This window comes from Lacticaseibacillus pantheris DSM 15945 = JCM 12539 = NBRC 106106 (assembly GCF_001311175.1).
Taxonomy (GTDB): Bacteria; Bacillota; Bacilli; order Lactobacillales; family Lactobacillaceae; genus Lacticaseibacillus; species Lacticaseibacillus pantheris.
Genome location: NZ_BBAI01000007.1, coordinates 19119 through 45085 on the forward strand (window position 1 = coordinate 19119; position 25967 = coordinate 45085).

Sequence of the window (25967 nt, forward strand, 5' to 3'; positions counted from 1 at the left end):
CAGACTAGTCCGTCACACCGGTCAGTGTGGCGCTCGTGACCTGTTCGCCGGTGACGTCGTCAACATAGTGAACCGTCAAACCAGCGGGGTTAGCCGTGTAGGTCACGGTCACGTCCGCCGCGTTTACCGGCATCGCATTGGTAGCCGTCACTATGGCCGCATCCACATTGCCGTCAGCCGTGTAGCCGTTGACCGTTGGCGAGATCACCGCGGCGTATTCGCCTTGTGGCGTCGCCGCGACTGCACCGGTCACTTCGTCTGTCGCCACGTTCCAAGTCAGCGTCTGAGTGACACTGGCTGGATTCTTGCTGGCATTACCATCAACCACATAGTTAATCGTCCGCGTAGTGGTTGCGGTCGTGTGTGCGATGGCGTGCGTTAGGTGCACCGTCACGTCGTCAGCATCAGTAGTACCAAAGGTGTAATCCACTTCAGCAACTTGGCCATCCGCCAAAACGTAGTGCGCTGGTGTCTGGACGTTGTACGTACCTGACTCGTCGGTGACACCCACCAACGTCGTGCTCGTCACCTGTTCGCCGGTGACGTCGTCAACATAATGAACCGTCAAAGTTGCGGGGTTAGCCGTGTAGGTCACGGTGACATTATGCGCATTTACCGGCGTGTCCGTCGTAGCCGCCACGTTATATGCAGTCACGTTGCCGTTAGCGGTGTAACCGTGCACCGTTGGCGAGGTCACCGCGGCGTATCCGCCCTGCGGTGTCGCAACGGCGGTGCCGGTCACTTCGTCCGTTGCCACGTTCCAAGTCAAAGTTTGCGTAACGGTAGCAGGATTTTTGTCAGCATGGCCCGTCACCACGTAGTTAATCGTCCGCGTAGTGGTTGTGGTCGTGTGCACAACGGCGTGCGTCAGGTGCACGGTCACGTCATCGTTGTCGTCAGTCGCAAAGGTGTAGTCGACCTCAGCGCTTGTCCGTCAGCCAAGACGAAGTGCGTTGGTGCCTGGACTTTGTACGTACCGGGTTCGTCCGTTACGCCCGTTAACGTCGCGCTCGTGACCTGTTCGCCGGTGACATCATCACGTAGTGTACCGTCAGGCTAGCCGGGTTGGCCGAGTAGGTCACCGTTACGTCCTGTGCGTTGACCGGTGTTGCGGCCATGGTCGCAACGGTCGCGGCACTGACATCACCGTCGGCCGTGTAACCATGGACCGTCGGCGACTTAACCGCAGCGTATTCACCCTGTGGCGTGGCCACTACGGCACCCGTCACTTCATCGGTCGCCGTGCTCCACGTCAGTGTCTGGGTGACGCTCGCCGGATTCTTGTCAGCATTGCCGTTAACCACGTAGTTAATCGTCCGTGTAGTGGTAGTCGTACCGTACGCAATGGCGTGCGTCAGGTGCACGGTCACGTCATCGTTATTATCAGCGGCAAAGGTGTACCCGAACGAATCTGCCTGATCATCCGCCAAAGCGTACTTAGCGGGAACCGTCACTTGGTAAGTACCGGTGCCGTCCGTTACGCCCTTGAGCGTGGCACTCGTGACCTGTTCACCGGTCACGTCGTCAACATAGTGTACCGTCAGCGATGCGGCATCCGCACGGTAAGTCACCGTCGTGGTGGTATTTTCCAGCCGCTCAGTTAACGTTGGTGCCAGCACTTCTGCGGTCACGTTGCCGTCAGCCGTGTAGCCCATAACCAATGGGGACGTCACTGCTCCGTAGGTATTTTGGGCCGTCGCGTAACTCGTGCCGGTCACTTCATCGGTGGTCACAGCCCACGTCACGGTCTGCACGGTTGCGGCCGGCGTTTTACTTTGGTCGCCATCCACAATGACATAGTTAATGGTGCGCGTCGTCGTAGCCGTGGTGTGCGCGACGGCATGTGTCAGTTGCACCGTGATGTCGTCAGTATCGTCGTTCGTCAAGGTGTAGGTGACACTGCTACTTTGTCCATCGGCCAGGGCGTAATGTGCCGGCGTTACTACGGTGTAAGTGCCGGTGTCGTCCATGTTGCCAGCCACCGTATTCGTGGAGACCTCTGCGCCAGTCACATCATCGACATAATGCACGGTCAGAGTCTCCGTGTTGGCCGTGTAGTTCACGGTCGCGGTAGTGGCACTCGCCGGCGCGGTAGTCGTGACAGCCAAACTGATGGCAGCCACATCACCATCCGCAGTGTAGCCGTCAATGGTCGGTGATTGTACCACTGCGTAGCCAGATTGTGGCGTGTATACAGCATCACCGGTCACCTCATCAGTGGCGACATTCCACGTTGCCGTCTGGGTCACGCCGGCTGGTGCCTTGGCGCTACTTTGGCCCTCAATGGTATAGTTCACGGTCCGCGTCGTCGTGGCCGCGGTGTGTGTAATAGCGTGCGTCAGGTGCACGGTGATGTTGTCACTATTGTCAGGGGTGACGGTGTAATCAACCGCACTGCTTTGGGTCTTAGCCAGCACGTACTTATCTGGCGCGGTGGCGTGATAAGTACCCGTGCTGCCGGTTAATCCGGTTAAAGTAGTGGTCTCGCCCACTACGGCACCGTTGTCAGCGTCGTCAACATAGGTCACCGTCAGCGCAACCTCTGCGGCGGAGTACGTGATTAGCGTGTTGGTGCTTTGCGTATCACCGTTACTTTGTTCTAGCAGGCCAACCATGCCGTCGTCGGTTATAAAGTTGCCCAAGTCCGCATTATTGGTGTACCCAGCAACTGTCCAACCGGCAATCTGGGCGTCCGTAACATTGTCCAGTCCATCACCGTCCTCAACCGCAAAGTCGCTGCGGGTAACGGTACCGTTATAGTCGGTTGTCTCGGTGTAACCCACGGTCGCGGTCCGGTCAAAGTCAGCTGGCAACTGATCCCAGTCGCCCTCCGCATCGTCAGCGTAATCGAAATAAACGTGATCGGTAAAGGTCAGCGTTTTGTGCACACTAGTTGATGATGGGTAGTAGATAAGCTGGGCGTCAAAACTAACGCTGCCATTTTCGCTATCCAAAGTTTTCAGTTTACTAATTAAGGCATTTTCATCGAGGTAGGTATTGGCAACGCTACTTTGGTCCTCAAGCCAGCCGGTCACGTTTTGCGCCTCGATAGCGGCAAAGACGACGTTGCCAGTCGTACCACTGAGCACGTTTACAGCGGTATTGTCGCCCGTACCCTCGGTCGTGTACTGTACGGTCGTGGTCCGGGTTTGGGCAGCCGGTAAGTCAGCCACTTTGCCCGGATAGGTAATGGCGTTGCCGTTCGCGTCCTGGTCGTTATCCGTCACTGGTGTTGTGTCGGTGGCAGATTTCTGCGCCGTACTCGTGATTGTCTGCGTCACGGTCGCGGTCTTGACCTGCGTGACCGGAACCTGAATTGCGGTCGCCGGGGTATCCGTCAACGTGACCGTACTGAAAGCCCCACTAGCTAACGCCCAGCCGTCCGGAACGGTCACTGTGCTGGAGTCGCCAGCATTACCGCTAACGGTGGTGGTCCCGACAACTTTCTTATTATCGTTCACGTCCACAAACTGCACGGTGTAGTTGTTGGTGGTTGGCTGCGCTACGTAGCCGTTACCACTGCCGTCACCATTGATGGCGCCAACGAAACCATTGATGGGAGCACTACCAGACAGAATGACATTGGAGGTTGGTGCGATGACGGTGACATTGGCCCCAGTGTTTTTGAATTGCTCATTAGATAGATTCAACGTGGTACCATCCGTGCTGGCTAACACCACCTGGTCAACCCCAGCTGGCGTGTTCCGCACGGCCGGAACGGTCATGGTGGCACCGCTGCCGCCAGTGACGTTAATTAAAACGTTGCTATAGCCGTCATAAGCGTTAGTATTCGTGAAGACAAAGTCATTATTGCGGTTGCCCAATTGCGTAGCGTCAACCGTAAACACGTAAGTATTGTCGTTTGCTTTTGCCTTGCTGAAGTCTAAGTCAATTTCGCTATGACCGGCAGTTGCGGCTACGGCAGCGGTGTTGTCACCCACAATCTTATTCACAATGGCAGTTGAGGCCGACTTCAACGCCTGCTCTTTACCCACTATTGAATCAGTAGTGAATTGATACTTGTTGATGCCGTTAGCAACCGCATCCGGCAGTGCACCCGTACCCGTAAGTTTTCCCCCATCAGTCACCAGTACGTTACCAGTAGGCGCGGAGTTATTGTTGGTTAGAGTGACGTTACCCGCTGCTATAGCACTATAACCGCCGATGGCACTACCCGAAAATGGAACGTTGTTCGTCATGGTCATTTCGCCGCCACTAATCAATGTGTACGGGAAGCCACTAGTTAAACCCGACCCACCATTCATGCTGTTCAGTGGTACGCCCTCTAGGTACGCCAAAACAGACATCATGTTGCCAACGTCGGTAGGATTGGCCAACACGCTGCCGCTGGGGAGACCAACTGCGTTGACGACGGAATTTAATGCTACGTTTTTACTACTATCCCGTGGCCCAACAGTCCAAGTATCCCCATCAATCGTTAACCGTAGTCCGGCTTTGTCGATGGCCTGTACGTAGTTAGGCGACCCAATCGTGACGCTACCATAGCCATTGGCCGTGGCGTCTACAAAGGCGCCATCGCTAACGGCGGTGGTCATGATGTCCGCGCCCCAGCTGGCGTTAGCAAAGTAGTGGTTCAATAGCCCGGTAGCGCTCTTATCGGTACTACCGTCACTAGCCGCCCGTACCGGTGCCAGCGGTGCCAGGACAGTTGGTGCCATCATCATGGGCACCATCGCGGCCACGGCAATCCCCGCCACAACCCATTTCTTGCCAGATTTGAACATCTTGTAATGAACCTTGGTCTCACCGCGTAAAGTCATAGTAATTCCCCCAAAGTAAATAAACTAACACCTAAACATTCCCCAATGTATGTATTGTCGCTAATTGCATAATGAATACAGTTCGTCCAATTTATTAAATGATAAATACCGCGCCATGTCAATCATTCTTGACACTTTTAGTGATGATAACATTAACTATTTAATTATGCGTTTATGCAGTGTGGAGGATTAATTTTAGCACCCCATCGTTCATTCGGCCTCATTTCACAAGCACCAATCAAAAGACTGTTACATCGTTCTTGACAGGTCGTTTTACACTCGATGACACCATTTTTCACAAGCAAACAAAAAGACCCCCAGCTCAAACTGGAAGTCTTTTTAAAACGGTAAATAACTACTGTTCGTCAGCAGCGTACTTAGCCGCCTGATCCTTATACCCCTGCACTTCGTCATCAGAAGCAAAGACGAAGTGTCCAGGTGTAATTTCCACCATGTTCCGCTCAGCACCGTCATTTTCGGCACTAGCATCGTAGTAAATCCGCTCACGCCGCTTCTGTACTTCCGGATCCGGAATCGGAATCGCGGACAACAAGCTCTGCGTGTACGGGTGCAACGGGTGGTTGTACACCTCATCGGCAGTCGACAGCTCGACAATCCGGCCATAATGCATAACGGCAATTCGGTCAGAAATGTACTTCACCATGGACAAGTCGTGGGCGATGAACAGGTACGTCAGGTTACGTTGATCCTGAATGTTCTTCAACAGGTTGACCACTTGGGCCTGAATCGAAACGTCCAACGCGGAAATCGGTTCATCAGCGATGATGAACTGCGGTTGCACGGCCAAAGCACGGGCAATCCCAATCCGCTGCCGCTGCCCACCAGAGAATTCGTGCGGGTAACGGGTGGCGTGGTCGGGGTTCAGACCAACCAGTTGTAGCAGGTTAGCCACTTGAGCATCACGGTCGTCATCGTCTTTGGCCAGGTGGTGAATATCAATTCCTTCGGCAATGATATCCTTAACCTTCATCCGGGGGTTCAAAGAAGCGTAGGGATCCTGAAAGATCATCTGCATCTCACGCCGGAATTCCTTCATTTCCTTGGAACCGTTGTGCAACCCGGCAATGTCGCTACCATCAAACAGAATCTCGCCACTGGTTGGCTTGTACAACCGAATGATGGCGCGGCCTGTCGTGGTCTTACCAGAACCGGATTCACCAACCAGGCCAAGGGTTTCACCACGATAGATATCAAAGGAAATATCCTGAATCGCGCGTACTTCCGTCTTCTTGCCGGGGTTAAAGGTCTGTACTAGGTGACGTACCTGCACCAGCTTTTCTTTCTCGTCTGCCATGTGTTAGTCACCCGCCTTTTCTGGATGCATTTGCTGCCAAACTTCTTGGCGGCGCTGAATTTCTGGTGGTAATTCTACCTTAGGTGCGTCCGGGTGCAGCAGCCACGTTGCGGCCGCATGCGTCGGTGATACCTGGAAGAATGGTGGTTCCTGCTCGGTATCAATCTGCAGGGCAAACTGGTTCCGGGCAGCGAACGCGTCACCCTTTGGTGGATCAATTAGGCTGGGCGGCGTACCAGGAATCGCGTATAACCGGTCACTCTTGGTTTCCAAAGTCGGCATGGATTCCAGCAGGCCCCATGTGTAAGGATGCTTCGGGTTGTAGAAGATTTCGTCCACAGTACCGTATTCGATAATCTTCCCCGCATACATAACGGCGACACGGTCGCAATCCCAGCCACAACCCCTAGGTCATGGGTGATGAAGATGATACTGGTATCAATCTTCGTCTGCAATTCCTTCAACAGGTCGATAATCTGGGCCTGGATGGTTACGTCCAGTGCGGTCGTCGGCTCGTCGGCAATCAGAATTTGCGGGTTGTTGATGATGGCAATGGCGATAACAATCCGCTGCCGTTGGCCACCAGAGAACTGGTGTGGGTAATCCTTCAGCCGGTTCTGCGCATTTGGAATACCAACCAGGTCGAGCACCCGGGCGGCTTCCTTCATGGCATCCTTCTGGCTAATCTTGTTGTGCAACAGGAGCGGTTCTGCCACCTGCTTACCGATATTCATGGTTGGGTCCAAAGACGTCATGGGGTCCTGGAAGATCATGGCGATATCGTTACCGCGCATGGCATCCAGTTCCTTTTCAGACTTCTTCAATACGTCTTCACCGTTGAAGTTAACCTCGCCGCTTTTAACCACGGCGTTGTTAGCCAGCAAACCCATCAACGTCCGCAGGGTAACGGACTTACCCGAACCGGATTCACCAACGATGGCGAGCGTCTCACCTTTTTCCAAGCTAAACGAAACGTCGCGGATGGCGTGAACCGTGCCGGCGTACGTGTGGAAATCAATTTGTAGATCTTTGACTTCAAGAATTTTACTCAACAGGCTCACCTCCTAGCGCGTCGTACGTGGGTCAAATGCGTCCCGCAGCCCATCGGCCAGCAGGTTAAAACTAATCATCAGTACGGAAATGACGATGGCCGGGTAGACCATCTGGTACGGCAGGAACCGGAAGTTCTTCTGCCCATCAGAGAGCAAAGTCCCCAGGGAAGCCGTTGGTGATGGAATACCAATCCCAATGTAACTCAGGAAGGCTTCAAAGAAGATGGCCGTCGGAATCGTGAACATCGTCTGAATGATGATGGTTGAACTCAAGTTAGGAATGAGGTGCTTCATCGCGATCTTGACGGATGACTCACCCAACGTTCGCGCGGCCAGGACGTATTCCTGGTCCTTAATTTGCAGGGTTTGCGCGCGCACCAGTCGGGCCATCGTCACCCACCCGGTAAACCCGATGGCAATGATGATGGAAGTCAGACCTGGCTTGAACACCAACAGCATCAGAATGGCAACAACCAGGTTAGGAATGGAGCTGATGATTTCGATAATCCGCTGTAGCACGGTATCAACCATGCCGCCCTTCCAACCGGAAACCAGCCCGTAAACCACACCGATGGTCAGGTCGAACAGCGTAGCCATGAAGGCGATGAACAGTGATACACGTGTACCAACTAAGATACGACTAAAGATATCACGGCCTAGGCTGTCAGTGCCCAGCACAAACCAAACGTTGTTCGGCACGTTGTTCTGTGCGTACACGTTCACCTTGGCGCCGGCAGAAACACCGTAACCACGGAAACCAGGAATACTCCAGTTAGCAATCTTTGGTGGCAAGTTGTTCCACTTCAGGTGCTGGGTATTAGGATTTGACGGTGAAAAGAAGAAACTGAGCAATGAGATAACGATGAACGCAATGATGATCCACAACGAAATCATCGCCATCTTGTTGTGACGCAGGCGCCGCATCGCATCCTGCATGAACGTCATGTTGTCGGTGCCGAGCTTTTCCTGTTGCTCTTTGGCAATGTGCGCCGGCTTGAAACTGTCTGCGGTGATTTTGTAGTCAGCCATTAGTTTGCCTCCCCGGATAAGCGAATACGTGGGTCAATGAACCCGTAGAGAATGTCGACGACCAGGATGATGACGACCAGCATGACACTATACAGCATGGTCAGACCCATGATGGTTGGGTAGTCGTTCGTCAGGATGGAACGGACGAACTGTTCACCAATACCAGGAATAGCAAAGATGTTTTCAACAACCAGCGAACCAACCATCAGGTCAACCGCCATCGGTCCAATGATGGTGACGATAGGAATCATGGAGTTCCGCAGGGCGTGCTTAGCCACAACCTGCCACTTGGAGTCACCCTTTGACCGGGCCAAATCGATGTAGTCGGAGTTCAGGACGTCCACCATTTCGGTCCGCATGAACCGCGCCGTCTGTGCCAATGGCGCCATGGCCAGGGCAATCGTTGGCAGGATGGAGGAACTGAACCCGTCCCACAGGGCAATTGGGAAGATCTGGTACTTGTATGCCAACCAGAATTGTAGCAGGCAGGCAAAGACGAAGTTAGGAATCGAACGTCCCAGGATGGCGAAAATAGTCGCCGTGGAGTCTACCCAGGTGTTCTTGCGGATTGCGGCAATCGCACCCAGCAGAATTCCCAGCAACGTACCCACGATCATCGCCTGAGCACCAATCTGGAAGGATGGTCCGACTCGGGAAATAATCAGGTGGCTAACACTCTGGCCGGCAAACTGGTAACTAGTACCCATATCGCCGTGAACCAGGCCCACCATGTACTTGAGGTACTGGTACCAAACCGGCTTGTCCAACCCGTTGGCTTTGTTTAACGCAGCCAACTGTGCCCCGGTAACTTTCGGGTTGTTGTATGGCGTCCCTGGCAACATCTTCATTAGGAAGAAGGTGATGGACGCAACGATGAACAGCGTTAAAATCAGAAAGAAGATTCGTTTTGCAAGATATTTTGCCATGTGCGTGCTCCCTCGCTTACTTAAACAAACATAATGCCACTAAGAAGATGACGATATGTATTTGTTCGGTAGTCACAGAATGTCACTACGCTAAATCTAATAGTAAAACAATACATTAAAATGCCATTAAAGTAAATAGCGTTTGCTCACGAATTGGCCACCCGCCGCAATTCTTAAACTTATTTACCGACCATCAGCATCCCCGTAGTACGGTGTTTTGCAAGCACCGACCGATTAGAAACCGCATAGAGCAAACCCACCACTGGCGGACTTGTAAACGGTCACAGTATGGCGTAAATCGTCTCAAAATGAAAGTGTTAACGCATAAACGTCAACCCTTTTGCGTAACTATTCTCATTTATTTCGTGCCCAAGTATTCGGTCAAAAATTTAGCGATACCGTCGTGCTCGTTGTCGTCCGTGGTGTAAGCGGCAATCTCCTTCACCGCAGAAACCGCGTTGCCCATCGCCACACTGATGCCGGCCTGCTTCATCATGCCGATATCGTTCATGCCGTCGCCAAAGACGATGGTGCGGGCAGCCGGAATCCCCGTCTTTGCCTGTAGCTCCTGCACCGCCGTAGACTTATCGATTCCCCGCGGGATCAGCTCCATGTTGTCGTGATTTGACGCGGAGACGTGCATCAGGTCAGTGGCCGCCAGCTCTTCCTGAGTGCGGCGCAACCCCTCAGCGTCCCGGGGGCTAATCACAATCCCGTTGGTGATGCGGTCAGCCCGCTTCAGGAGGTTATCCAGCGTGCCCACCTGCTTAACGCCGACGGTTAGCCCGTCAGGTTGGAAGACGCGCAAGGCAGCCTCCACAAAGGTGGGCGGCGTCTGCGTATAGTAAACCGTGTCGTCGCTAAAGTAAAACGCGGACAGCCCATGGCGCGTGGTCACGTTGTTGGTTTGCGTGAGTGCCTCAACGCCCAGCAGGTGGTGTACCCGTTGACCGGAAAAGTCGTAGACGGCCCCGTTGGCTCCAATCACACCAGCCCGGTCGCTGACCTGGTCCGCGATGATCTTGGCCAGCGCGTACATCCGCCCCGTAGCTACGAAGAACGGGTTGCCCGCATCCATGGCTAGGTTGAGCGCGGCCGCTGTGTCGGGCGACACGTGCTGGTGGTCGACCGCCAGCGTGCCGTCAATATCCGTAATGATTAAATGTGGTTCCATGTCCGGGTCCCCTTAACGTTTTATCTCTTATTCTACCAGACATGGCAAATTCCACCAGGGGGGTGAACTAGTATGCGGCGGGGAACACGCGGGTGGACTTGGGGAATGCGGCTTACGCGCCTTACGCCGTAGGTTGCTACACCCGCACGCTCCGGGGTCGCAGCAATTACGTCTCCAGGCACGACGCCTCCGTCCCCAATTCCACCCACGGGTTCCATCCATACACTAGAGCACTAACCATACTTTTGTCCACATGGGATAAGTAACAGTCTGGTGCGTTAGCGGTTCTGGGTCGCGTAAACATTTTTGGTTTTAGCGCTGGCCGCATGCGTCACGCAGATTTGAATGAAACACGCTCTCGTGTGGCGAGTTGAGTTCTTCGCACTAGCAACGGTTATCGCGAAACGCACCACCCCGGCCCGGCCACCGCGGATATAGTCACAACCCCCGTGCTATCGCTACCACATTAGCGTGCGGCCGCGTCGGTCGGCCCGGTGAGCGGAGGCGTGTGGGGTCGGAGTAGTAGCCACTGCCAGGGAACGCAGTCAGTTTGCGCTTTAGCGCTTACTGCCTGCTTCTCGCAGGAATGGCGCAGCCAGTCCGAGAGCTCCATTGTCTTCGACGTACGGCGCGACTAGTTCTGAGACTGACCGGTGGGTTTCCGTGCAGGCTCAGAATAGCGGCGGAAACACGCCCACATTTGGCGGGTTGGAGCCTTCGCCCTAGCTGTGGTTACTGCGGAGCACCCCACGTAAGCCGCAGCTCACCGGTCCGGCCTACGCTGCCGCTTACCGCCTTTGCCGCCACACCAAGACCACGATGAGGCCGATAATTCCCGCAACAACCGCGATCAGGATGACTGTGCTGCGGTTGTACCGCTCCTTTGCCCCCTGGTCCGCCTGCTTAGCCACCGCCGCCGTGTACGGTACGCGCCTGCCCGTCACCAGTAGCCGGTGGGAGTTCACCATGTACGGCGTGCAGGTGATCACGTTGCCAAGTCCTCCCCCCGCTCTGGTTCCAGCTCCCGGACAGCCGTTGGCAGCACCGTTTGGATCCTGAATACCCGGTACGCGTAGTGCTTCCCCGCCACCGTCATCACAAACGTATCGCCCTTGCGCACACGCTTCAGGTTCGTGAACAGCCGCTTTGAGGGTACCCCGCTATGCGCCGAGATGGCCGTGTGGGTGCCCCGACCACCCGTTGGCGCATCCGTTCCCGGCACCACGCCCGCACCGACGTGGAGTGCCTGCTCGCCCACGTTGTCAAAGAGTGGCAGCCGGACACCAATACTACTGACGGTAATGCTGCCCAGCAGGTGTGCCCGCACGGCTTTGCTGAGGTTCTTCTTGTCAAAGCTGTCCTCGGGCTGCGTACGCTTTTGCTCCCTGAGCGCAGCCGCGTAACGGGCCTCGTTTTTGTCAGCCGCCCGCTGCGTTTGGTGGTAGACCACCACGTCGTTCACAAGCTGACTCACAAAGGGGTACGCGCAGACACACAGACCCACAATTAGGATTGCTCGCGCCCATATTCGCCGCATGCCTGCCACTCCCTTCTATTATATGTATGCAACCCCCGAAAATGCGGGCTGCACTGTTGTGCCCTATGCTTGGGTATTGCGACGCCGCATCATGAGCATCGCTGCGCCCATCAGACCAACACCAGCCAGGATGAAGAGTACCCAGCCCATACCACCCGTCATTGGGAGGTAACCGAACGTGTTGGGATCGTTCTTAACGTCGATGGTTTTTTTCTTCGCCGAAACTACCCGCAACGATTGTGAAGCCGGTAGTCTTCGTCATTGTTTGGTAGCCATCAGGTGCGGCCGTTTCAACTAATTCGTACGTACCGTCCGCCAAGCCCTTAACAACGACTTTGCCGTCCTCGCCAGAGGTGTACGTGGTCGCGTCATCGCGATCGTCCACCCACGTGACTTTGTCATGCGCCACTAATGCGTACTTATCGGTAGCGTTTCGCACCACGAATTCTGCACCCTTCAGAGTGGCGCCGGTGGTCGATGACACCTTCTTGAACTTGTGCCCACCGGTTGTCACCTTTGTGGAATCGTCTTCCAGCTCGTGCTTATTACCAGTATCCGTCGTGTAGTTAACGTAGAACTTGTTACCCACAGCTACGTCCGGAACCGCATCTTCAGTGATGTGGGCGGAATACTTCACCGTGATTGTCTTGCCCGCTAGGCTCGCGTAGAACGCCTTTGCATTGGCGTCATTCAGGGTAAAGTTGTAGTCCCACCGCGTATTTGCTCCGCTAAAAGCAAAGCTAGAGTGTGCGTTAAAGTCAGCCAGGTAGTCCTTACTGCTGTCTCCGTTCACAGTCACGGAGTCGATGCCGTCATACACCACACCGCTACCCTCGAACGCGTCCCAAATCCTAAATTCTTTCATACTCGTAATGTTGCTAGGCACCGTGAACTTAGCCTGGTACGTGAACGGCTGACCCACTTCGTAGCGTTGTGTGTCGGTTGCCGCGTTACCCTCTTCGTCCAACAGCACCTTATCAATCCCGTAGTTCTTCGGGTAGAGGTGAATGTTGCTCAACGTGCCGGCCCCCGCAGGATTCTTCACTGGCAACGCCACTATCATTGGTTGGGCACCCGATGTCACCGTACCCGGCACGGTGGTTTCCAGAATCAGGTAAACGGAGTCAACCGATGCACCGCTGCCCAGCTCCGTCTTTGCCGGTAGCTAGTCCAGCTGGCCTGCCCAGTGGGACCAGTCAACTGTTCGGAGCCAACCAGACCGTCCTGGTAATTGCCCAGGCTGGTCAGGTCATTGGTATACCTTGCGACCAACTCGTCTCCGTTCTTACCGGTGTACTCCGCGTAAAACTGTTTGCTGATGTTGTAGACCGTGAACCCAGCATCCTGCAAAGTCGGGCCAAGGTTGCCCTGCTCCAAGCCATTATTAGTAATTGTTGTGTTGTCCGTTAATTTCAATTTATGAATGGTTATTCCGACCGTTGCGGGTGAGCTCGCTGCTCCCACCGGCCGGATGGCTGCCAGACTGGCTAGCACGCTGATCATCAGGACCAACGCGGCAATCAGACTGCCCCAATACCCAAATTTTGCGCGTTTCATGGCGGTTCCTCCTCATCTTGTCAGGGGGGCCATAATGGCGCACTCCCCAATTACCGATACTCATCAATGTCGCTAATCATTCTTTGACTTTGCCTCCACTACGGCCCGACGCAAGCGCCGGCGCCAATACAACGCAATTCCAATCATCAATAATCCGACCATCACTGCTAGAATCGACAGGTGCCGTCCCAGCCTGTGGCAACCATCCCCGGCCCGTACTGCCAGTGGGCGTTTCCGGATGGGTCGCGACTCCCGCCGCGGTCCCACCGCCACTCGCCCCGCCAGTGCCCGGAACAGTGATAGTCGTCTGCGCGTCGTTATACACGTATGGCCGTCCCTGCTCAATAATGGCCGTGGTCAAGTTACCATCGCTCGTTTCCGTAACCGGCTGGCCGTTAATCAGCACCGAGTTATACGAACCGTCCGCGTTGTAGGTACTGGTCGGTACCACCATCGGCACCGGATTAGTTAATATCTGGTAGCCGGTTGGTGCGTGTACCTCCACCCACTCGTAATCGCCCGCGGGAAACATAATTTCACCGGTTGTTACTAGGCCGTTGTCGCCGGAGGTAAACTGCCGCACCTTTGCGTCCGTGGTCGGCGTCGCGCTGGTGACCCAGCTGAGCTGCTGTAAGTTATCTTGTTGGGCAGCCAGATACTCCCAGCCGCCCGCTAGCTGTCGCCGAACAACAAACTTCGCGCCGGCTAACCGACTTTGGTCACCATTCGCCTGGCGCCCAATTTTGAAGAAGTAGGGGTCACGCTGGTAGGCCACGTTCTTAGGGTAAATGTGCAAAGCCGCGGTGCTAGTGCTGTACATGTTAGGAATCACCAGCAGTCCGGGTAGGGCCGTTACGTCAACGTCCTCCGCCCCCGCGGTGTCCGCATCCTCAACGATGAAGTACGCGGTTGGCTGCTCGTCACGTTGGCGTTCAACCGGGAAGCTCGCGACTCCCTGCTCGCCAGTACTGCTAGTCGCAGTCGTCACGTCCGCAACCAACGGCATCGCCCGCTCTTTGGCAACGGTAGCCATGGCCTCCGCGGTCATATCGCCATTCCCGTACACTTGGGTGAACCGGTCCATCCCGCCTGCAAAGTCGCGGAGATAATCGCTCGCGTCATACACCCGCATACGTACGCCGTTCAGGCCCACGCTGTTGGTGATTGCCGCGTGATTGCTGTCTAATTCAGTCCCGTTGTTACTGATACTCGGCAGTTCATCCCGGCTGTGGTACAGCCGTTTGTGGATGGTAACCGTTGTGGTCGTCGTCGCGGATACGGTGTGCGCCCCCGTCAACAAGACGGTCATACCCACTACGGCAATGATGGCTGCTAGGAGCCAGCGTGTGAGTTTAGTCATGACCATCACCTCCCCGACGCCGTTGAATGAGTGCCCAAGCACTACCGATGAGGACCAGCAGCAACCCGCCAATCATGTAGCCCATCAGGCCGCGGCTCCCCGTGTCGGGTAGCTTGCCTCCCGGTGGGGTGACGGGTTCGTTTTTAACCGTCACCGTGGCGGTATTGGGATTGGCTTGAACATTCAGCTTGTAATCCAAATCAACCTCTTCGGACCCAATTTCATCACCATCCTTGTCGACATAAGTGGCACTGATACCGGTCGCACTCACCACCACTTTGATCCGCCGGGATAGTAATTCGAAGCCATCTGGAGCTTTGGTTTCTTCGATGAAGTAGGTGCCTTGGACCAATTTGGTAGAGAAAATGAGCTTGCCGTCTGTATTCGAGGTCTGCTCCTCAATCCTGTGACCATTTGCATCGGTGAGGATGAACACAGCCCCGGACAATGCTTGCTTGTCAGCACCGTTAAGCTTGTGCACCGTGAGCTCAAAATCTTTGAGACGGTTAACAACCTTGTTGTTTTCTGGCATCCCCGTGGTCCACTTAATGGAGCCATCGTTATTAACCGTGACGCCGTAGACCGTGCTGTTGGGCTTGAAGCATCTGGCGTCGTCGTTTCACGCATGGTGTAGGCCCCAGGTGCGATATCCTTAAACGTTACGTGCCCATCTGCGTCGGCAAGAACCTCGTTGCCAACCTGGCTACCATTCTTGTACAGCGTGAAACCTGCGCCCTGCAAGGACCCACCATCCGCGTCAACTTTGTCGAACTGGATGGTGCCGTTCACCTTATCGCCCAGGTAAACCGTGACCGTGTTCGTCTCCTTGGTGTAGGTCTGGTTCCCCAGCACCGGTGTCATGGTCACCGTCGCTTTGTTTTCCAAAGTCGCGCGTGGGTCAACGTTCGTTGGGTTCGTCACAACGCGCACCGCCAAACGGATGGTAAAGTAGCCACCAGTGAAGGCAATGCCACGAATTTGGGTTTCAGTGAGTTCGATGGTGACCTTTTGTCGGTTACCTTCTGACCCAGTGCTGACCGAATTGGTGACGTTAACACCGTCACCAGAGGGAGCCACCCCATTAGTTAAATCGCTGAATAATCTAGCCCGGTCATTACCGGACACCAGCTGCAGGTGCTCCGGCAGTACATCGGTAATCGTGATTTTCCCGGGTTTGGCCAGGTAGTCATTCAACGAGTACGTTTGCTGGTTAATGTAGTAGTAGAACGTACCGTTAGGGTGATAACTGTTGACCAATTCTTGATCTAAATTGTTGTTAGTCCAGGTATTACCCGTTTCTGTTGCCACATCACTAGGGCTACCCCCACCTGGAAGTTTCTGGCTGCTAACACTCTTACGATTCTCCAAGTCTTTAGGTATTTCTAGCTCCCGCGATCCGCTAGACAAGGCCAACCAGGCGTTGGTCGAAGCACCGTACGTACCCCGTTTGAATTTGAACGTTGAGCCAGTGATACTTAGAGCCACCGCCCCTTTGGCAAAGGTGGCCGCCCCAGACCAGTCCTCCCATTCTTTGTCGGGGTTCGTGTAGCTGGCTGGCGTCCATTCGCCCCAGGTATGAGAGGTGTAACCCATGGTCTCTTTTGCACCCGTCGACGTGTTTTGATATTCATTTTCAAAGTTGCCTTTGGTAACACCAACACGGGTATTCGCGTAAAACTGCCTGTGGCTAACGTGATGGCTATCAAATTCTGGTTCCGCCGTACCCCCACTCAGCGGGTTAACAAACTCACCAGGGTTCAGGGAGGTAAACGTTAACTGTGCTTGGTTTAGCAAGTCACCGTAACTGCCGAATTCCACGTGGGTATTCTTGTCACCCTTCACGAAGAACGTCACTTCCCAGTCAAAGCTCCGTACGTTGGCCAAAACCAAACCAGAGTAGAAATTGTGGGAGAAATCAAAGGCGTATACCCTGCTCGAATTCCAATCGCCATTATGGTTCGTAATGTTATCAATTTTGACGTAGGCACCAATATCAACGATTTGACCATGGCTATCCATGACCGTACCAACATAGTCATATTCAAGCGTAAGGTTCACATTGCCCGCACCCGTACGATTTCTAAAAATCACTGCGGTCGAACCCGCGGTCGCGTACTCACGATAACGGTTAGTTTCCATAGCGGTCTGACTACCGTACCCGCCGGATGTGGCGGTGCTAGATTTAACTTTTACGTCATAATTATTTGTCTGACTCGCAACATCAACCTTGAGGTCAGCCGACGCATTGGCCAGCAGCCGTAAATTGGTTGCCTCCAACACAGCGTTCCCAGGTGGGTCAACCTTAGCGGTAGCCTCATTGGTGTCGGCGTCCATAGTATCCGTTTCCGGCTCTTTGGCATCAGCATCTGCCGTCACCGATTCCTCGGCATCCGCATCTTCATCTGCCGGCACCACCGCCGCGTCCCTGTCAGTCTCCGTCAGCTCCGGCGCACTGACATCAGTTGTGGTAGTGACATCTGGAGACTCCTTAGCCGCGGCCGTCTCTTTAGCCTCCGCTACTTGATCCTGCACGGCTACCGGCAACGTCACGGTGTGCGGATCCGCTGCGGTTTCCTGCAGCAGGTCCTTCGTCACCGTGCCCCCCATGTCCTGACCATCCAGCTGCACCCAGACGACCAGCTGGGTGGCGTCCAAATCGGTGCTCACCACCAGCTTACCCTGGGCGTCCTTACTATATTCGTCTTCGTGGTACCATTCGTCGTCAGCGTCCGTCTTTGATTGCTCAAGGTCGCCATCGCGCCGAACGACGGTCCCGGTACCATTTTCTGCTTGCGCTAGACGAATGCGAATCGCTCGGGTTGTGTGGTCGGCCGGGTCGTGGCGGTCAAAGTCGATCTGCCAATCAATCCGGTCATCCACTACCGTTGGGGTAACGGTGACCCGCGCCGATTCATCATCCACTATCGTAACCGCGTTGTCGGCGGCATTGACAGTTTGTGTGCTGCCCCAGAGCCCCTGTAACTGCATCAGCAGTAACAGCAGCACAGCGCAAGCATTAATCAATCGTTTAGTCATCTTATTACCTCCCCTCGTCAAAGTTACAGCGTCGTCTCGGCTGCCAAAGCATCCCCCTTGTGCACTTTCCAGCAGCTGCCTATAACTTTAATCTACGCGAGCGAACAAGGTGGCGTATTCAATTACAGCAATTCACAACTGAGCATATAATCATTAGTTAACTTAATTACCGGTATTTGGTACACAGCGGTAACGACTATTCTTTATTTTGGGCAATAAAAAAAACGCCTTAATTGGCGTTGATTTTTTGCAAACCCTAACAAAATTTTTTTTATGCTTATATTACTGGCGCTTGTACCGACGCAATCCGTGCCAAATCCAACCTATACTAAAGCCCACAATGGCGGGACAAATCCACCCCAGACCCATACTGAATCCCGGTAAGTATTGTCCCCAACCAAGCACCTGGTGTACCCAACCACCTTTGAGTCCCGCCGGCAACGCATTGAGACCATCTAGAAGTGCCGGTACAAAGGTGAAAATGGTCGTCATGACGTACACTACGCGATCGTCCGCGAATAAATGCTCGGCCAACGCTGTGAGTATTAGCACAATTGCTAGCGGGTAGAGAAAGTACATCACGGGCTCGGAAATCGCCAGAATCTCGTTGAGTCCAACATTGGCGATGATCAGGGAAAGCAGTGCCGCCCAGAATACCACCTTCCGGTACTTGAGCCGCGGAAACAGCTCTACTGCCGTGTCCCCAAAGGACGTCAGCAAGCCAATACCGGTTTTCAGACAGGCCAGTATCACGATGATGGCGGTCAAAATACTGCCAGGGTGCCAAAGTAATAGTTGGAAATTTCGGCAATGATGACCCCGCCGTTGCTGGCAAAGTCGAACTGGCCCAGGGAAGTCAGACCCATAAACGCTAACGCGGCGTACAGCACGGCCATGAGGATGGCGGCAATCCCGCCCGCTTGATGGTGTCGGTGGCGATGGCTTTGGGCTTCGTGACGCCCAGCTCCCGAATTGCGTTAACCACCACGACGCCAAAGGCCAGACTTGCCAAGCATCCATGGTCATGTACCCATCGGTGAACCCCTTAACCAGCGGGGTGTGCCGGTACGCGGTCGCCACCATGTCCTGGTTAAAGTGCCGAGTGGAAAGATGATGGCAAACGCTAGCAGTAACGCGAGGGCCACGAGGAATGCCGGCGTCAGCACCTTCCCCACGTAGGTCATGATGCGTCCTGGTCGACGGGCTAACAGCCACGCCACCACGAAGAACGCAACGGAAAATACTAGCAGGGCCAACTTTGCGTGGCGTTGTGGGATGAACGTGGATAACCCGATTTCGTATGAGATGGTCGCGAGCCGTGGCGTGGCGAACAGCGGCCCCATACACAGGTACAGCGCGATGGTAAAGAAGAATGCGTACGGACGACCAACCTTCTTGGCTAGTGAGAAGACACCATCAGTCCGTGAAAGGCCGATAGCGGCTACACCGAGTAGTGGGAGCCCGACGCCAGAAACGAGGAAGCCAATCAAAGCTGGGATCACATTTTTACCGGATGCCTGACCCAAAAACACGGGGAAGATTAAGTTGCCGGCACCGAAGAACATACCGAACAACATCGAACCGATAAAAAAACAAGTTACTACGCGTTAAACGTTGCTTTTCCATATCTCTGTGTACAACCCCTCTTACGTACGTGGCGAAAACAGTCATTCCATTCTACCACGGAACACCCGGAATGTGTTATTTACTCTACTGCATGGCAACGTTGGGAGTATGCGTAGCAACGTGGTGGTTCCGGCCGTGTGGGTGGCCTTCGTGACCGGAGCTACGGCGACCACCATCTAACCCTTTGTGCTACACTAAATGGGCAGAAAGTTGAGGAGGAACCACGATGCCTGACACAATTGAACTTTACACTGACGGCGGTAACCGGAACACCGGCGTCAACAAGGGCGGCTCCGTCCGTCCAACCGACAAGAGCGCATGGGCCGCCCTCCTCCGGTACGGTGACCACGAAAAAAATGTTGTCCGGCGGTGAGTTTGGCCGCACCAACAACTACATGGAAATCATGGCCGCTATTCAGGGCCTAACCGCCATCAAGCGGACAGATATTCCCGTCAACCTGTACTCGGATTCGGCCTACGTTATCAACACCATGCAACAGCAATGGTACGTCAAATGGCGCGCCAACGGCTGGCGTAAGCAAGGTAAGCCCGTGAAAAACTCCGAGCTTTGGCAACAGTTACTCGCCCAAGTCGACCGCTTTGACAACCTCACCTTCAACAAAGTCAAGGGCCACGCCAACAACCGCGATAACAACCGGGTGGATGCCGCACTCAACGAGACTATGGACAAAATGTAACGTCACACCACAAAGACGACCCCCCTCCCGCAAAACCGCGGCGTGTGCGGGGTCGTCTTTGCTTAGCTATGCATCCAAATATTGCTCACCGTACTCAGACTGGAGGTAATCCGTGATGGTACGCCGCATGTGAGCCACGCTGGGCGCCTGGGCCTGCGTGGGGTTAACCACCATGCACAACGTACGTTCAAAGTCGGTCGAGAACGGAAAGACGTTGACGTTACCGACCAGTTTGTTCAGGGCCAACTCGGGCAATATGCCCAGCCCCAGTCCTGATTCCACCATCGACAGAATGGACTGGTCGTCAATTGAGTACGTCAGCGAGTTGCCCGAAACGTGGTAGCGGTCCAGCGCGCGCTTGGTGTCACGATCGTAGTCCTGTTGCTGCAGGATGAAGCTACGCCCGCCAATATCGGCATCATCGACAAACTCACCGTTGCGCGGCTTAAAGTCACTGGGCGTCACGCAAAAAATGCGGTCCTTGATGAGCGGCGTAACGTCAACGTGGCTGTCCACCGGTAGGAGCGAAAAACCAATATCGATGGTACCGAGGCGCACCTGCTCGTTAATTTCGTTGAAGCCCGCCTGGACGACTTCAATATGCACTTGCGGGAACTGCGCCTTATAACGCTGAATTATTTGCGGTAGCCAGTTAGTCGAGACGGACGAGAAGGCGCCGATCCGCACGCGCCCGGCGGCCATACCATTAATGTCATCGGCAACTTGATGGAGTTGCCCTTCGAGGTTGAGGATACCCTGAATCACGGGGAGCACGGTGCGCCCATCGCTGGTCAATTCGACCCCGCTACGGTTACGGATAAAGAGTGGGAAGCCCAACTCGGTTTCAAGCTGGCTAACGCTATGGCTAACGGCACTGGGGGTCACGTTCAGTTCGGCGGCGGCACGGGCAAAGGTGCCGGAGCTGACCACTGAAGAGAAGACTTGGTAGCTAAAATTGGACATGGTTCCACCTCTAGTTGAATATCTTTCAAGTTTAAATGAAATAGTTGAGCTTTATTTATTATAGGGCGGGCTGTAGGGTAAAGGCAAGAGAGCGGAGCAGGCCGTTTAGAGAGCGGAGCCCCGCGGTCAGAAAGCAGAGCATAAGTAGTTACGGACGGGAAGCCCGTACTTGGCTTCCTGTTCGTAACTGCTTATGCGTCGCTTTCTGCGGGGCGCAGCTCGTTTTAATACCTGACACTAACGCGGGAACGCCGTACCAATCACCAGTTATATACCCCGCTCCACCAACCACTAATTCAGCCACAAGGAGGAAACAGCAATGGATTACGCAGAACGTACTCAACGCGCCACGGATAACGGACTAGGTGACCTACTAGCCGCGCCCACTAAGAACCAAATCAGCTTTGCGGGCGGTCTGCCTGACCCCAAGCTGTTTCCCCAGCAGGAACTGAGCGTCGCGTTTGCCGCAGCGATGGCCAACAGTACCGGCGACCAATTCCAGTACTCTGACGCCCAGGGTTTCCGCCCGCTACGTGAACAGTTAGCCCGGCTACTGCAGCGCGACGGTGTCCGCGCCACCGCTGATACCATCGCCATGACGCAGGGGGCCCAGCAGGCGCTCGACCTCATCGCGCGCCTCTACATCAATCCCGGCGACACTATCGTCGTCGAGGCACCCACGTACCCCGGTGCCATCAGTGCCTTTGATACCTACGAACCGCACTATGAGGGTGTCCCGGTGCAAAGTGACGGTATGGATATGGTCGCGCTCCGCCGCGTACTCACGGAACGCCGGGTAAAGCTCATCTATACCGTGCCCGACTTTCAAAATCCCACCGGCACCGTGATGTCGCTCAACAAGCGGCGGACGTTGCTCGCCCTCGCGCGGGAGTTCGACGTCATGATTATTGAGGACGCGCCCTACCGGTGGTTGCGCTACAACGGCATTAACCTGCCCACGCTCAGCGAACTGGATCAAAGCGACCGCGTCATCTTTGTTGACAGCATGAGCAAAGTCCTCGCGCCGGGTCTCCGGGTGGGCTGGGTGCACGCCGATGCAGAGATCATCAAGGACCTGGTCGCGCTCAAAACTGGCGCCGACCTTGAGTCGAGTACGCTCACCCTTCGCGGCGTGAGCCAGTACCTCGCCGATAACGATCTCGACGCCCACATTGCGGCACTCCGCCACAACTACGCGCAAAAGCGTGACGCCATGGTCGCTGGTCTACGCGCAGAGATGCCCGGCACAGCGATAATCAGCGCGCCTCAGGGGGATTCTTCGTCTGGCTAGAGTTGCCCACCACCATCAACACGGACGTTCTGGCACGGGAGTACAAAGACGAACTGGCACTGGTGCCTGGCAGTATGACTTACCCGTTGCACGACCACCATAATGGCCTCCGCCTCGCCTTCACGCACGCATCAATTGATGACATCAAGACGGGGTGCCAACGCCTCGGCCGCGCCGTCCGCCAGGCTATGGCTAACACAGTTACCATCCGCAACGACGCACAGGCACACTAAAATTAACTGACCACGCCCAAAAAGCGGGACCCGGATTGATTTACCGGATTCCGCTTTTGATTGGTTTGGATTAACGAACTACGCCTAATCCGCGTCCTTGTCAGCTGGTGTATCGGTAGACTCGTTCACCGGCGCAGGCTCGGGGGCCTCGTTCATGAAGTCAAAGAACCCGTTATTCGGCTCCTCCACGAAACAGGTCAGCACGGTTTTAACCACCGCGTATGCTGGTATCCCCAAAATCACGCCCAGCAGGCCCCAAATATTGCCGGCCGTAAGCAGGATGACAATGACCGTTAGCGGGCTAATGTCGAGCGTCTTACCGATGACGTTCGGGTACACAAAGTTGTTATCAATTTGCTGCACGGCGACGGCAACCACTACGGCCCAAAGCACGTTCTGCCAGGAGACGGTCATCGCGACCAGCACCGCCGGCACGGCACCCAACCACGGGCCAATGTACGGCACCATGTTCATCACCCCAGCAGTAAAACCGATAGCTAATGCGTACGGGGTGCCAACGATGTAGTACCCAATGCAGGACAGAATGGCAACAATCAGCATATCCGTGAACTGACCGGTAAAGTAAGTTTCAACGGTACTGTTCACGCGGTGTAGCAAGCTGGCGACAAACGGACGTCGTGCCGGAGGGCAGAAGCGCTGAATATTGCCGGAGAGCTTGTCGCCGTTCTTCATCAGGAAGTACAAAATAATGGGCGCCATGAAAATGTTGACCAGGGCGTTACCAATCCAGCTGACCACAGAGGAAATTTCGGTGGCGTTGTTGCCCAGCAATTTGGTCAGATTTTTAATCATCTTTTGGTTATCAAAGTCGAACTTCTTAACGATAGTATCAACGCCGATACTCTTGGCGATGTCCGTACTGGCTAATTGATTAGCTAACTTTTGCGCGCGGTCAGCCAACTGTGGCAGGTTTTGGACGATGTTGACCACCTGACCGGTAATCCGCGGGATCAGCACCGCCAGCCCACCGATAACCAGGATGAGCAGAATGATAAAGGCCGTGATGTTGGCGGCCCGCCGCCGCATTTTGAGCTTCATCAGCAGTTTGACCAGCGGGCGGAGCAGGTAGTACAGGAAACCCGCAATCAGAAAGGGACCCAGCAAGGTCGAGAAGAAGGTTTGCAGGGGCTCAAAAACAAAGGAAATTTTGGTACATACGAAAATCAGGACGGCCACCAATAGTAATTGGACTGTCAGGTACAACCAGCGTGCCTGGCGACTAGTTAGGCGCACCTTACCGAGCGGCTGCTTCACAAAGGCCACTTCCTCTCCACGTGTTATTTACTTTCAGTATACAGGTTCCACCCACACAGCGAAACCGTTGTTCAATTTGCTATTGGCAGGTTGTGGTGGCCTGGCGGTTACGGTTGGGGGCGGGGATTCTGCGACCGAAGCTACCAAGCCAGAACTGCCAGCCACCCCAGCATAAAAAAAGGGAGCCCGCCCCAGGCGAACTCCCAATAGATGATTGTTCAATTTATTACCGCAACCCGCCTACTTGATGTAAGCGTACTTGTAAGACCACTGCGTCCCCGCCGTGTTGTGGATGATGCCGTGCACGTCGCTCTTCTGCAGGTAAGAGTATACGCTCTGGTACAGCGGCGTAACCGCCTGATCCTTCATGAGGACGTGGCTGGCGTCAATCATATCCTGCCAACGCTTAGTAGGGTCGTTCGCATCCGTAACCGAAGCCTTCTTCACGAGCGCCTCGTACTCCGCACTGTCATACTTCCCGTAGTTGTAGGAAGCGTCCTTCTGCAGAATCTGCAGGAAGGAAATCGGGTCGTTGAAGTCGGCACCCCAACCAGCCAGTACAATGTCAAAGTTGCCGTTCTGCTCGTTTTGCTGAGCGGCCTGCGACGGCATTGTCTGAATCTTCAGGGTGAGACCCGGCAGGTACTTCGCTGCCTGCGCCTTCAGGTACTGAACCACCTGCTGCGTAGCCTTGTCGCTACCGTTATCGCTTGGTGCCAGGACGGTCAGCGTAATATCCTTAACGCCGGTTTCCTTCTGCGCTTCAGCCCAATCCTTCTTGGCCTGCTGGACGTCGTAATCCATCGTGCCCGATACCGCCTGATCCTTGGAGAAGTCCTTCCCCGTCTTTGGGCTCGAGGCGAGCGACGTTGATACTAGACCAGTTGGGATCACCGTACCCTGGCCGACCACCTTCTTCGCCAACTGCTTCCGGTTAACCAAAGCCGAAATTGCCTGACGGAAGTGGGTGTTGCTTAGAACCTTCTTCTTGTTAGCATCACTGTTAGCCCGGTTGTACTCCAGGAAGCTGACATAGGAGTAAGGATAGATCTTGTACTCCTTGTTGTGCACGTAGTTGTCTACCTGGGTGGCTTCCAACTGCGTCAAATCAACTTTGCCGGTCTGGTACAGGTCCAAACTGGTACCCGCATCACCAACGACGGTGTAGTTAATCTTCTGCAACTTAACCTTCTTGGCGTCCCAGTAGTCCTTGTTCTTCACAAAGGTCCACTTGTTGCTCGTCCCGTTCCACTTGGAAATCTTGAACGGGCCAGTGTACACCGAGTACTCCGCCTTGGTGCCGTACTTCTTGCCGTACTTTTCCACCACTTTCTGATCCTGTGGCGAAAACAGCGGGTAGGCCATCAAAACCTTGAAGTAGGCAATTGGCTGGTCCAGCTGCACTACTACCGTGTCCTTGCCCTTAGCCGAGATGCCTAAAGTGTCCGGGCTCTTCTTGCCCGCGATGATGTCGTCAGCGTTTTTAATCCCGGAAAAAAAGGTAGGAGTACGGTGATGTGGTCTTAGAATCAATCGTCCGCCGCCATGAATAAACGAACGACTGCGCCGTAATGGTGTCGCCGTTGCTAAACTTAGCGTTCGGACGAATCTTAAACGTGTATGTTTTCCCGTCAGCCGACACCGTGGCGGACTTAGCTAAACCGGCGGTCGCCTTGCCGTCTTTGCCTAAACGGTAAAAACTCTCGTAAACGTTCCCCGTCTGCCCGTAGCCAGTCGACTTGGAAATATCGATGGTATCCAGTTGCGCTGACGCAGCCAGGTTCAATTCCTGCTTCTTACTACTGCTTGATGAACTGCTTGACCCACATGCGGCGAGTACCAGCGCCGTTGCGAGTACCAAAGTCCCAGTGGCCGCTAATCGGGCCCATGATTGCTTATGCATTTAAATGCCTCCAGTTTTAACCGGCGGCCACGTTCGAGGTGACCGCACCGTTCTTCTTCATCTTTGTCCGCCCTATGCTCGAGCGCATACAGCAAGGTTCTGCATCTGCTTCCTGTTTACACACCGAACAACACATTTGCTGGGCCATGCGACCACCCCCTTTCATCATCTCATCGTGTTCAACCTAATCGTGGCAGCCACAACTACCTAC

General features: G+C 54.6%; 18 protein-coding genes and 4 pseudogenes. 3 read left to right on the forward strand and 19 right to left on the reverse strand.

Features of this window, described 5'->3' with window-relative positions; genetic code table 11:
• Positions 1-4 precede the first annotated feature (4 nt).
• The 16 genes and pseudogenes from JCM12539_RS03910 to brnQ form a co-directional block, all read right to left on the reverse strand.
• Positions 5-877, reverse strand: coding sequence for a mucin-binding protein (locus tag JCM12539_RS03910; protein WP_054649412.1), 873 nt, complete (start codon positions 875-877; stop codon positions 5-7).
• A gap of 121 nt (positions 878-998) precedes the next feature.
• Positions 999-4781 (reverse strand): mucin-binding protein, encoded by a 3783-nt coding sequence (locus JCM12539_RS03915; protein ID WP_054649414.1) that lies wholly within the window; start codon positions 4779-4781, stop codon positions 999-1001.
• Between the two features lie 355 nt (positions 4782-5136).
• Positions 5137-6096 carry an ABC transporter ATP-binding protein gene (locus JCM12539_RS03920; protein ID WP_054649418.1) on the reverse strand — a complete coding sequence of 320 codons (960 nt, stop codon included), beginning with the start codon at positions 6094-6096 and terminating at the stop codon, positions 5137-5139.
• A 3-nt stretch (positions 6097-6099) separates the two neighbouring features.
• Positions 6100-7148 (reverse strand): annotated as a pseudogene (locus JCM12539_RS03925) (ABC transporter ATP-binding protein).
• Positions 7149-7160: 12 nt separating this feature from the next.
• Entirely contained in the window at positions 7161-8177 is a 1017-nt protein-coding gene (locus JCM12539_RS03930; RefSeq protein WP_054649424.1) for an ABC transporter permease, read from the reverse strand.
• Complete coding sequence (gene opp3b, locus JCM12539_RS03935) at positions 8177-9103, reverse strand: oligopeptide ABC transporter permease (protein ID WP_054649426.1); 927 nt, start codon at positions 9101-9103, stop codon at positions 8177-8179. The genes JCM12539_RS03930 and opp3b overlap by 1 nt, the downstream gene beginning before the upstream one ends.
• Before the next feature lie 358 nt (positions 9104-9461).
• Complete coding sequence (locus JCM12539_RS03940) at positions 9462-10277, reverse strand: Cof-type HAD-IIB family hydrolase (RefSeq protein WP_054649428.1); 816 nt, start codon at positions 10275-10277, stop codon at positions 9462-9464.
• Positions 10278-11065: 788 nt separating this feature from the next.
• The gene (locus JCM12539_RS03945) at positions 11066-11266 is read right to left on the reverse strand and encodes a hypothetical protein (protein ID WP_054649430.1); all 201 of its coding nucleotides are present in this window, start codon (positions 11264-11266) and stop codon (positions 11066-11068) included.
• Complete coding sequence (locus JCM12539_RS03950) at positions 11263-11814, reverse strand: sortase (protein ID WP_082405328.1); 552 nt, start codon at positions 11812-11814, stop codon at positions 11263-11265. Before JCM12539_RS03950 ends, JCM12539_RS03945 begins: the two co-directional genes overlap by 4 nt.
• 63 nt (positions 11815-11877) lie before the next feature.
• Positions 11878-12048 (reverse strand): LPXTG cell wall anchor domain-containing protein, encoded by a 171-nt coding sequence (locus JCM12539_RS13085; protein ID WP_156302053.1) that lies wholly within the window; start codon positions 12046-12048, stop codon positions 11878-11880.
• The gene (locus tag JCM12539_RS03955; protein ID WP_054649434.1) at positions 12008-12910 is read right to left on the reverse strand and encodes a SpaH/EbpB family LPXTG-anchored major pilin; all 903 of its coding nucleotides are present in this window, start codon (positions 12908-12910) and stop codon (positions 12008-12010) included. The genes JCM12539_RS13085 and JCM12539_RS03955 overlap by 41 nt, the downstream gene beginning before the upstream one ends.
• Positions 12911-12924: 14 nt before the next feature.
• Positions 12925-13371, reverse strand: a complete 447-nt coding sequence (locus JCM12539_RS14550; protein ID WP_054649436.1) for a pilin N-terminal domain-containing protein — start codon at positions 13369-13371, stop codon at positions 12925-12927.
• A gap of 76 nt (positions 13372-13447) precedes the next feature.
• The gene (locus tag JCM12539_RS03965; protein WP_054649438.1) at positions 13448-14731 is read right to left on the reverse strand and encodes a pilin N-terminal domain-containing protein; all 1284 of its coding nucleotides are present in this window, start codon (positions 14729-14731) and stop codon (positions 13448-13450) included.
• The gene (locus JCM12539_RS14555; RefSeq protein ID WP_263849741.1) at positions 14724-15005 is read right to left on the reverse strand and encodes an LPXTG cell wall anchor domain-containing protein; all 282 of its coding nucleotides are present in this window, start codon (positions 15003-15005) and stop codon (positions 14724-14726) included. The genes JCM12539_RS03965 and JCM12539_RS14555 overlap by 8 nt, the downstream gene beginning before the upstream one ends.
• Positions 14999-17767 carry a SpaA isopeptide-forming pilin-related protein gene (locus tag JCM12539_RS14560; RefSeq protein WP_054649443.1) on the reverse strand — a complete coding sequence of 923 codons (2769 nt, stop codon included), beginning with the start codon at positions 17765-17767 and terminating at the stop codon, positions 14999-15001. Before JCM12539_RS14560 ends, JCM12539_RS14555 begins: the two co-directional genes overlap by 7 nt.
• A gap of 282 nt (positions 17768-18049) precedes the next feature.
• Positions 18050-19344 (reverse strand): annotated as a pseudogene (gene brnQ / locus JCM12539_RS03980) (branched-chain amino acid transport system II carrier protein).
• A 275-nt stretch (positions 19345-19619) separates the two neighbouring features.
• Here brnQ and JCM12539_RS03985 point away from each other — a divergent pair.
• Positions 19620-20091: pseudogene (locus tag JCM12539_RS03985) on the forward strand (ribonuclease H family protein).
• A gap of 66 nt (positions 20092-20157) precedes the next feature.
• Here JCM12539_RS03985 and JCM12539_RS03990 read toward each other — a convergent pair.
• Positions 20158-21054, reverse strand: coding sequence for a LysR family transcriptional regulator (locus JCM12539_RS03990; protein ID WP_054649445.1), 897 nt, complete (start codon positions 21052-21054; stop codon positions 20158-20160).
• 319 nt (positions 21055-21373) lie between these two features.
• On the opposite strand from JCM12539_RS03990, the gene JCM12539_RS03995 reads away from it, so the two are divergent.
• Together JCM12539_RS03995 and JCM12539_RS04000 are read left to right on the forward strand one after the other, a co-directional pair.
• Positions 21374-22345 carry an aminotransferase-like domain-containing protein gene (locus tag JCM12539_RS03995; RefSeq protein WP_054649447.1) on the forward strand — a complete coding sequence of 324 codons (972 nt, stop codon included), beginning with the start codon at positions 21374-21376 and terminating at the stop codon, positions 22343-22345.
• Between the two features lie 2 nt (positions 22346-22347).
• Positions 22348-22578: a hypothetical protein gene (locus JCM12539_RS04000; RefSeq protein ID WP_054649449.1), complete on the forward strand. Its 231-nt coding sequence runs from the start codon at positions 22348-22350 to the stop codon at positions 22576-22578.
• Positions 22579-22662: 84 nt separating this feature from the next.
• Here the strand turns inward: JCM12539_RS04000 and JCM12539_RS04005 are convergent, their stop codons facing one another.
• Together JCM12539_RS04005 and JCM12539_RS04010 are read right to left on the reverse strand one after the other, a co-directional pair.
• A complete protein-coding gene (locus tag JCM12539_RS04005) occupies positions 22663-23853 on the reverse strand; it encodes an AI-2E family transporter (protein ID WP_054649451.1) in 1191 nt (396 codons plus the stop codon).
• 240 nt (positions 23854-24093) lie between these two features.
• Positions 24094-25756 (reverse strand): annotated as a pseudogene (locus JCM12539_RS04010) (peptide ABC transporter substrate-binding protein).
• Between the last annotated feature and the right edge of the window lie 211 nt (positions 25757-25967).

What these genes read in the sequence shown, in the direction of transcription:
- JCM12539_RS03930 (WP_054649424.1), bottom strand. Translation starts at nt 8,177, where the DNA reads ATGGCTGACTACAAAATCACCGCAGACAGTTTCAAGCCGGCGCACATT.
- JCM12539_RS03950 (WP_082405328.1), bottom strand. Translation starts at nt 11,814, where the DNA reads ATGCGGCGAATATGGGCGCGAGCAATCCTAATTGTGGGTCTGTGTGTC.
- JCM12539_RS03990 (WP_054649445.1), bottom strand. Translation starts at nt 21,054, where the DNA reads ATGTCCAATTTTAGCTACCAAGTCTTCTCTTCAGTGGTCAGCTCCGGC.
- JCM12539_RS14550 (WP_054649436.1), bottom strand. Translation starts at nt 13,371, where the DNA reads ATGAAACGCGCAAAATTTGGGTATTGGGGCAGTCTGATTGCCGCGTTG.
- JCM12539_RS03940 (WP_054649428.1), bottom strand. Translation starts at nt 10,277, where the DNA reads ATGGAACCACATTTAATCATTACGGATATTGACGGCACGCTGGCGGTC.
- JCM12539_RS03920 (WP_054649418.1), bottom strand. Translation starts at nt 6,096, where the DNA reads ATGGCAGACGAGAAAGAAAAGCTGGTGCAGGTACGTCACCTAGTACAG.
- JCM12539_RS03965 (WP_054649438.1), bottom strand. Translation starts at nt 14,731, where the DNA reads ATGACTAAACTCACACGCTGGCTCCTAGCAGCCATCATTGCCGTAGTG.
- JCM12539_RS03995 (WP_054649447.1), top strand. Translation starts at nt 21,374, where the DNA reads ATGGATTACGCAGAACGTACTCAACGCGCCACGGATAACGGACTAGGT.
- JCM12539_RS14560 (WP_054649443.1), bottom strand. Translation starts at nt 17,767, where the DNA reads ATGACTAAACGATTGATTAATGCTTGCGCTGTGCTGCTGTTACTGCTG.
- opp3b (WP_054649426.1), bottom strand. Translation starts at nt 9,103, where the DNA reads ATGGCAAAATATCTTGCAAAACGAATCTTCTTTCTGATTTTAACGCTG.
- JCM12539_RS03915 (WP_054649414.1), bottom strand. Translation starts at nt 4,781, where the DNA reads ATGACTTTACGCGGTGAGACCAAGGTTCATTACAAGATGTTCAAATCT.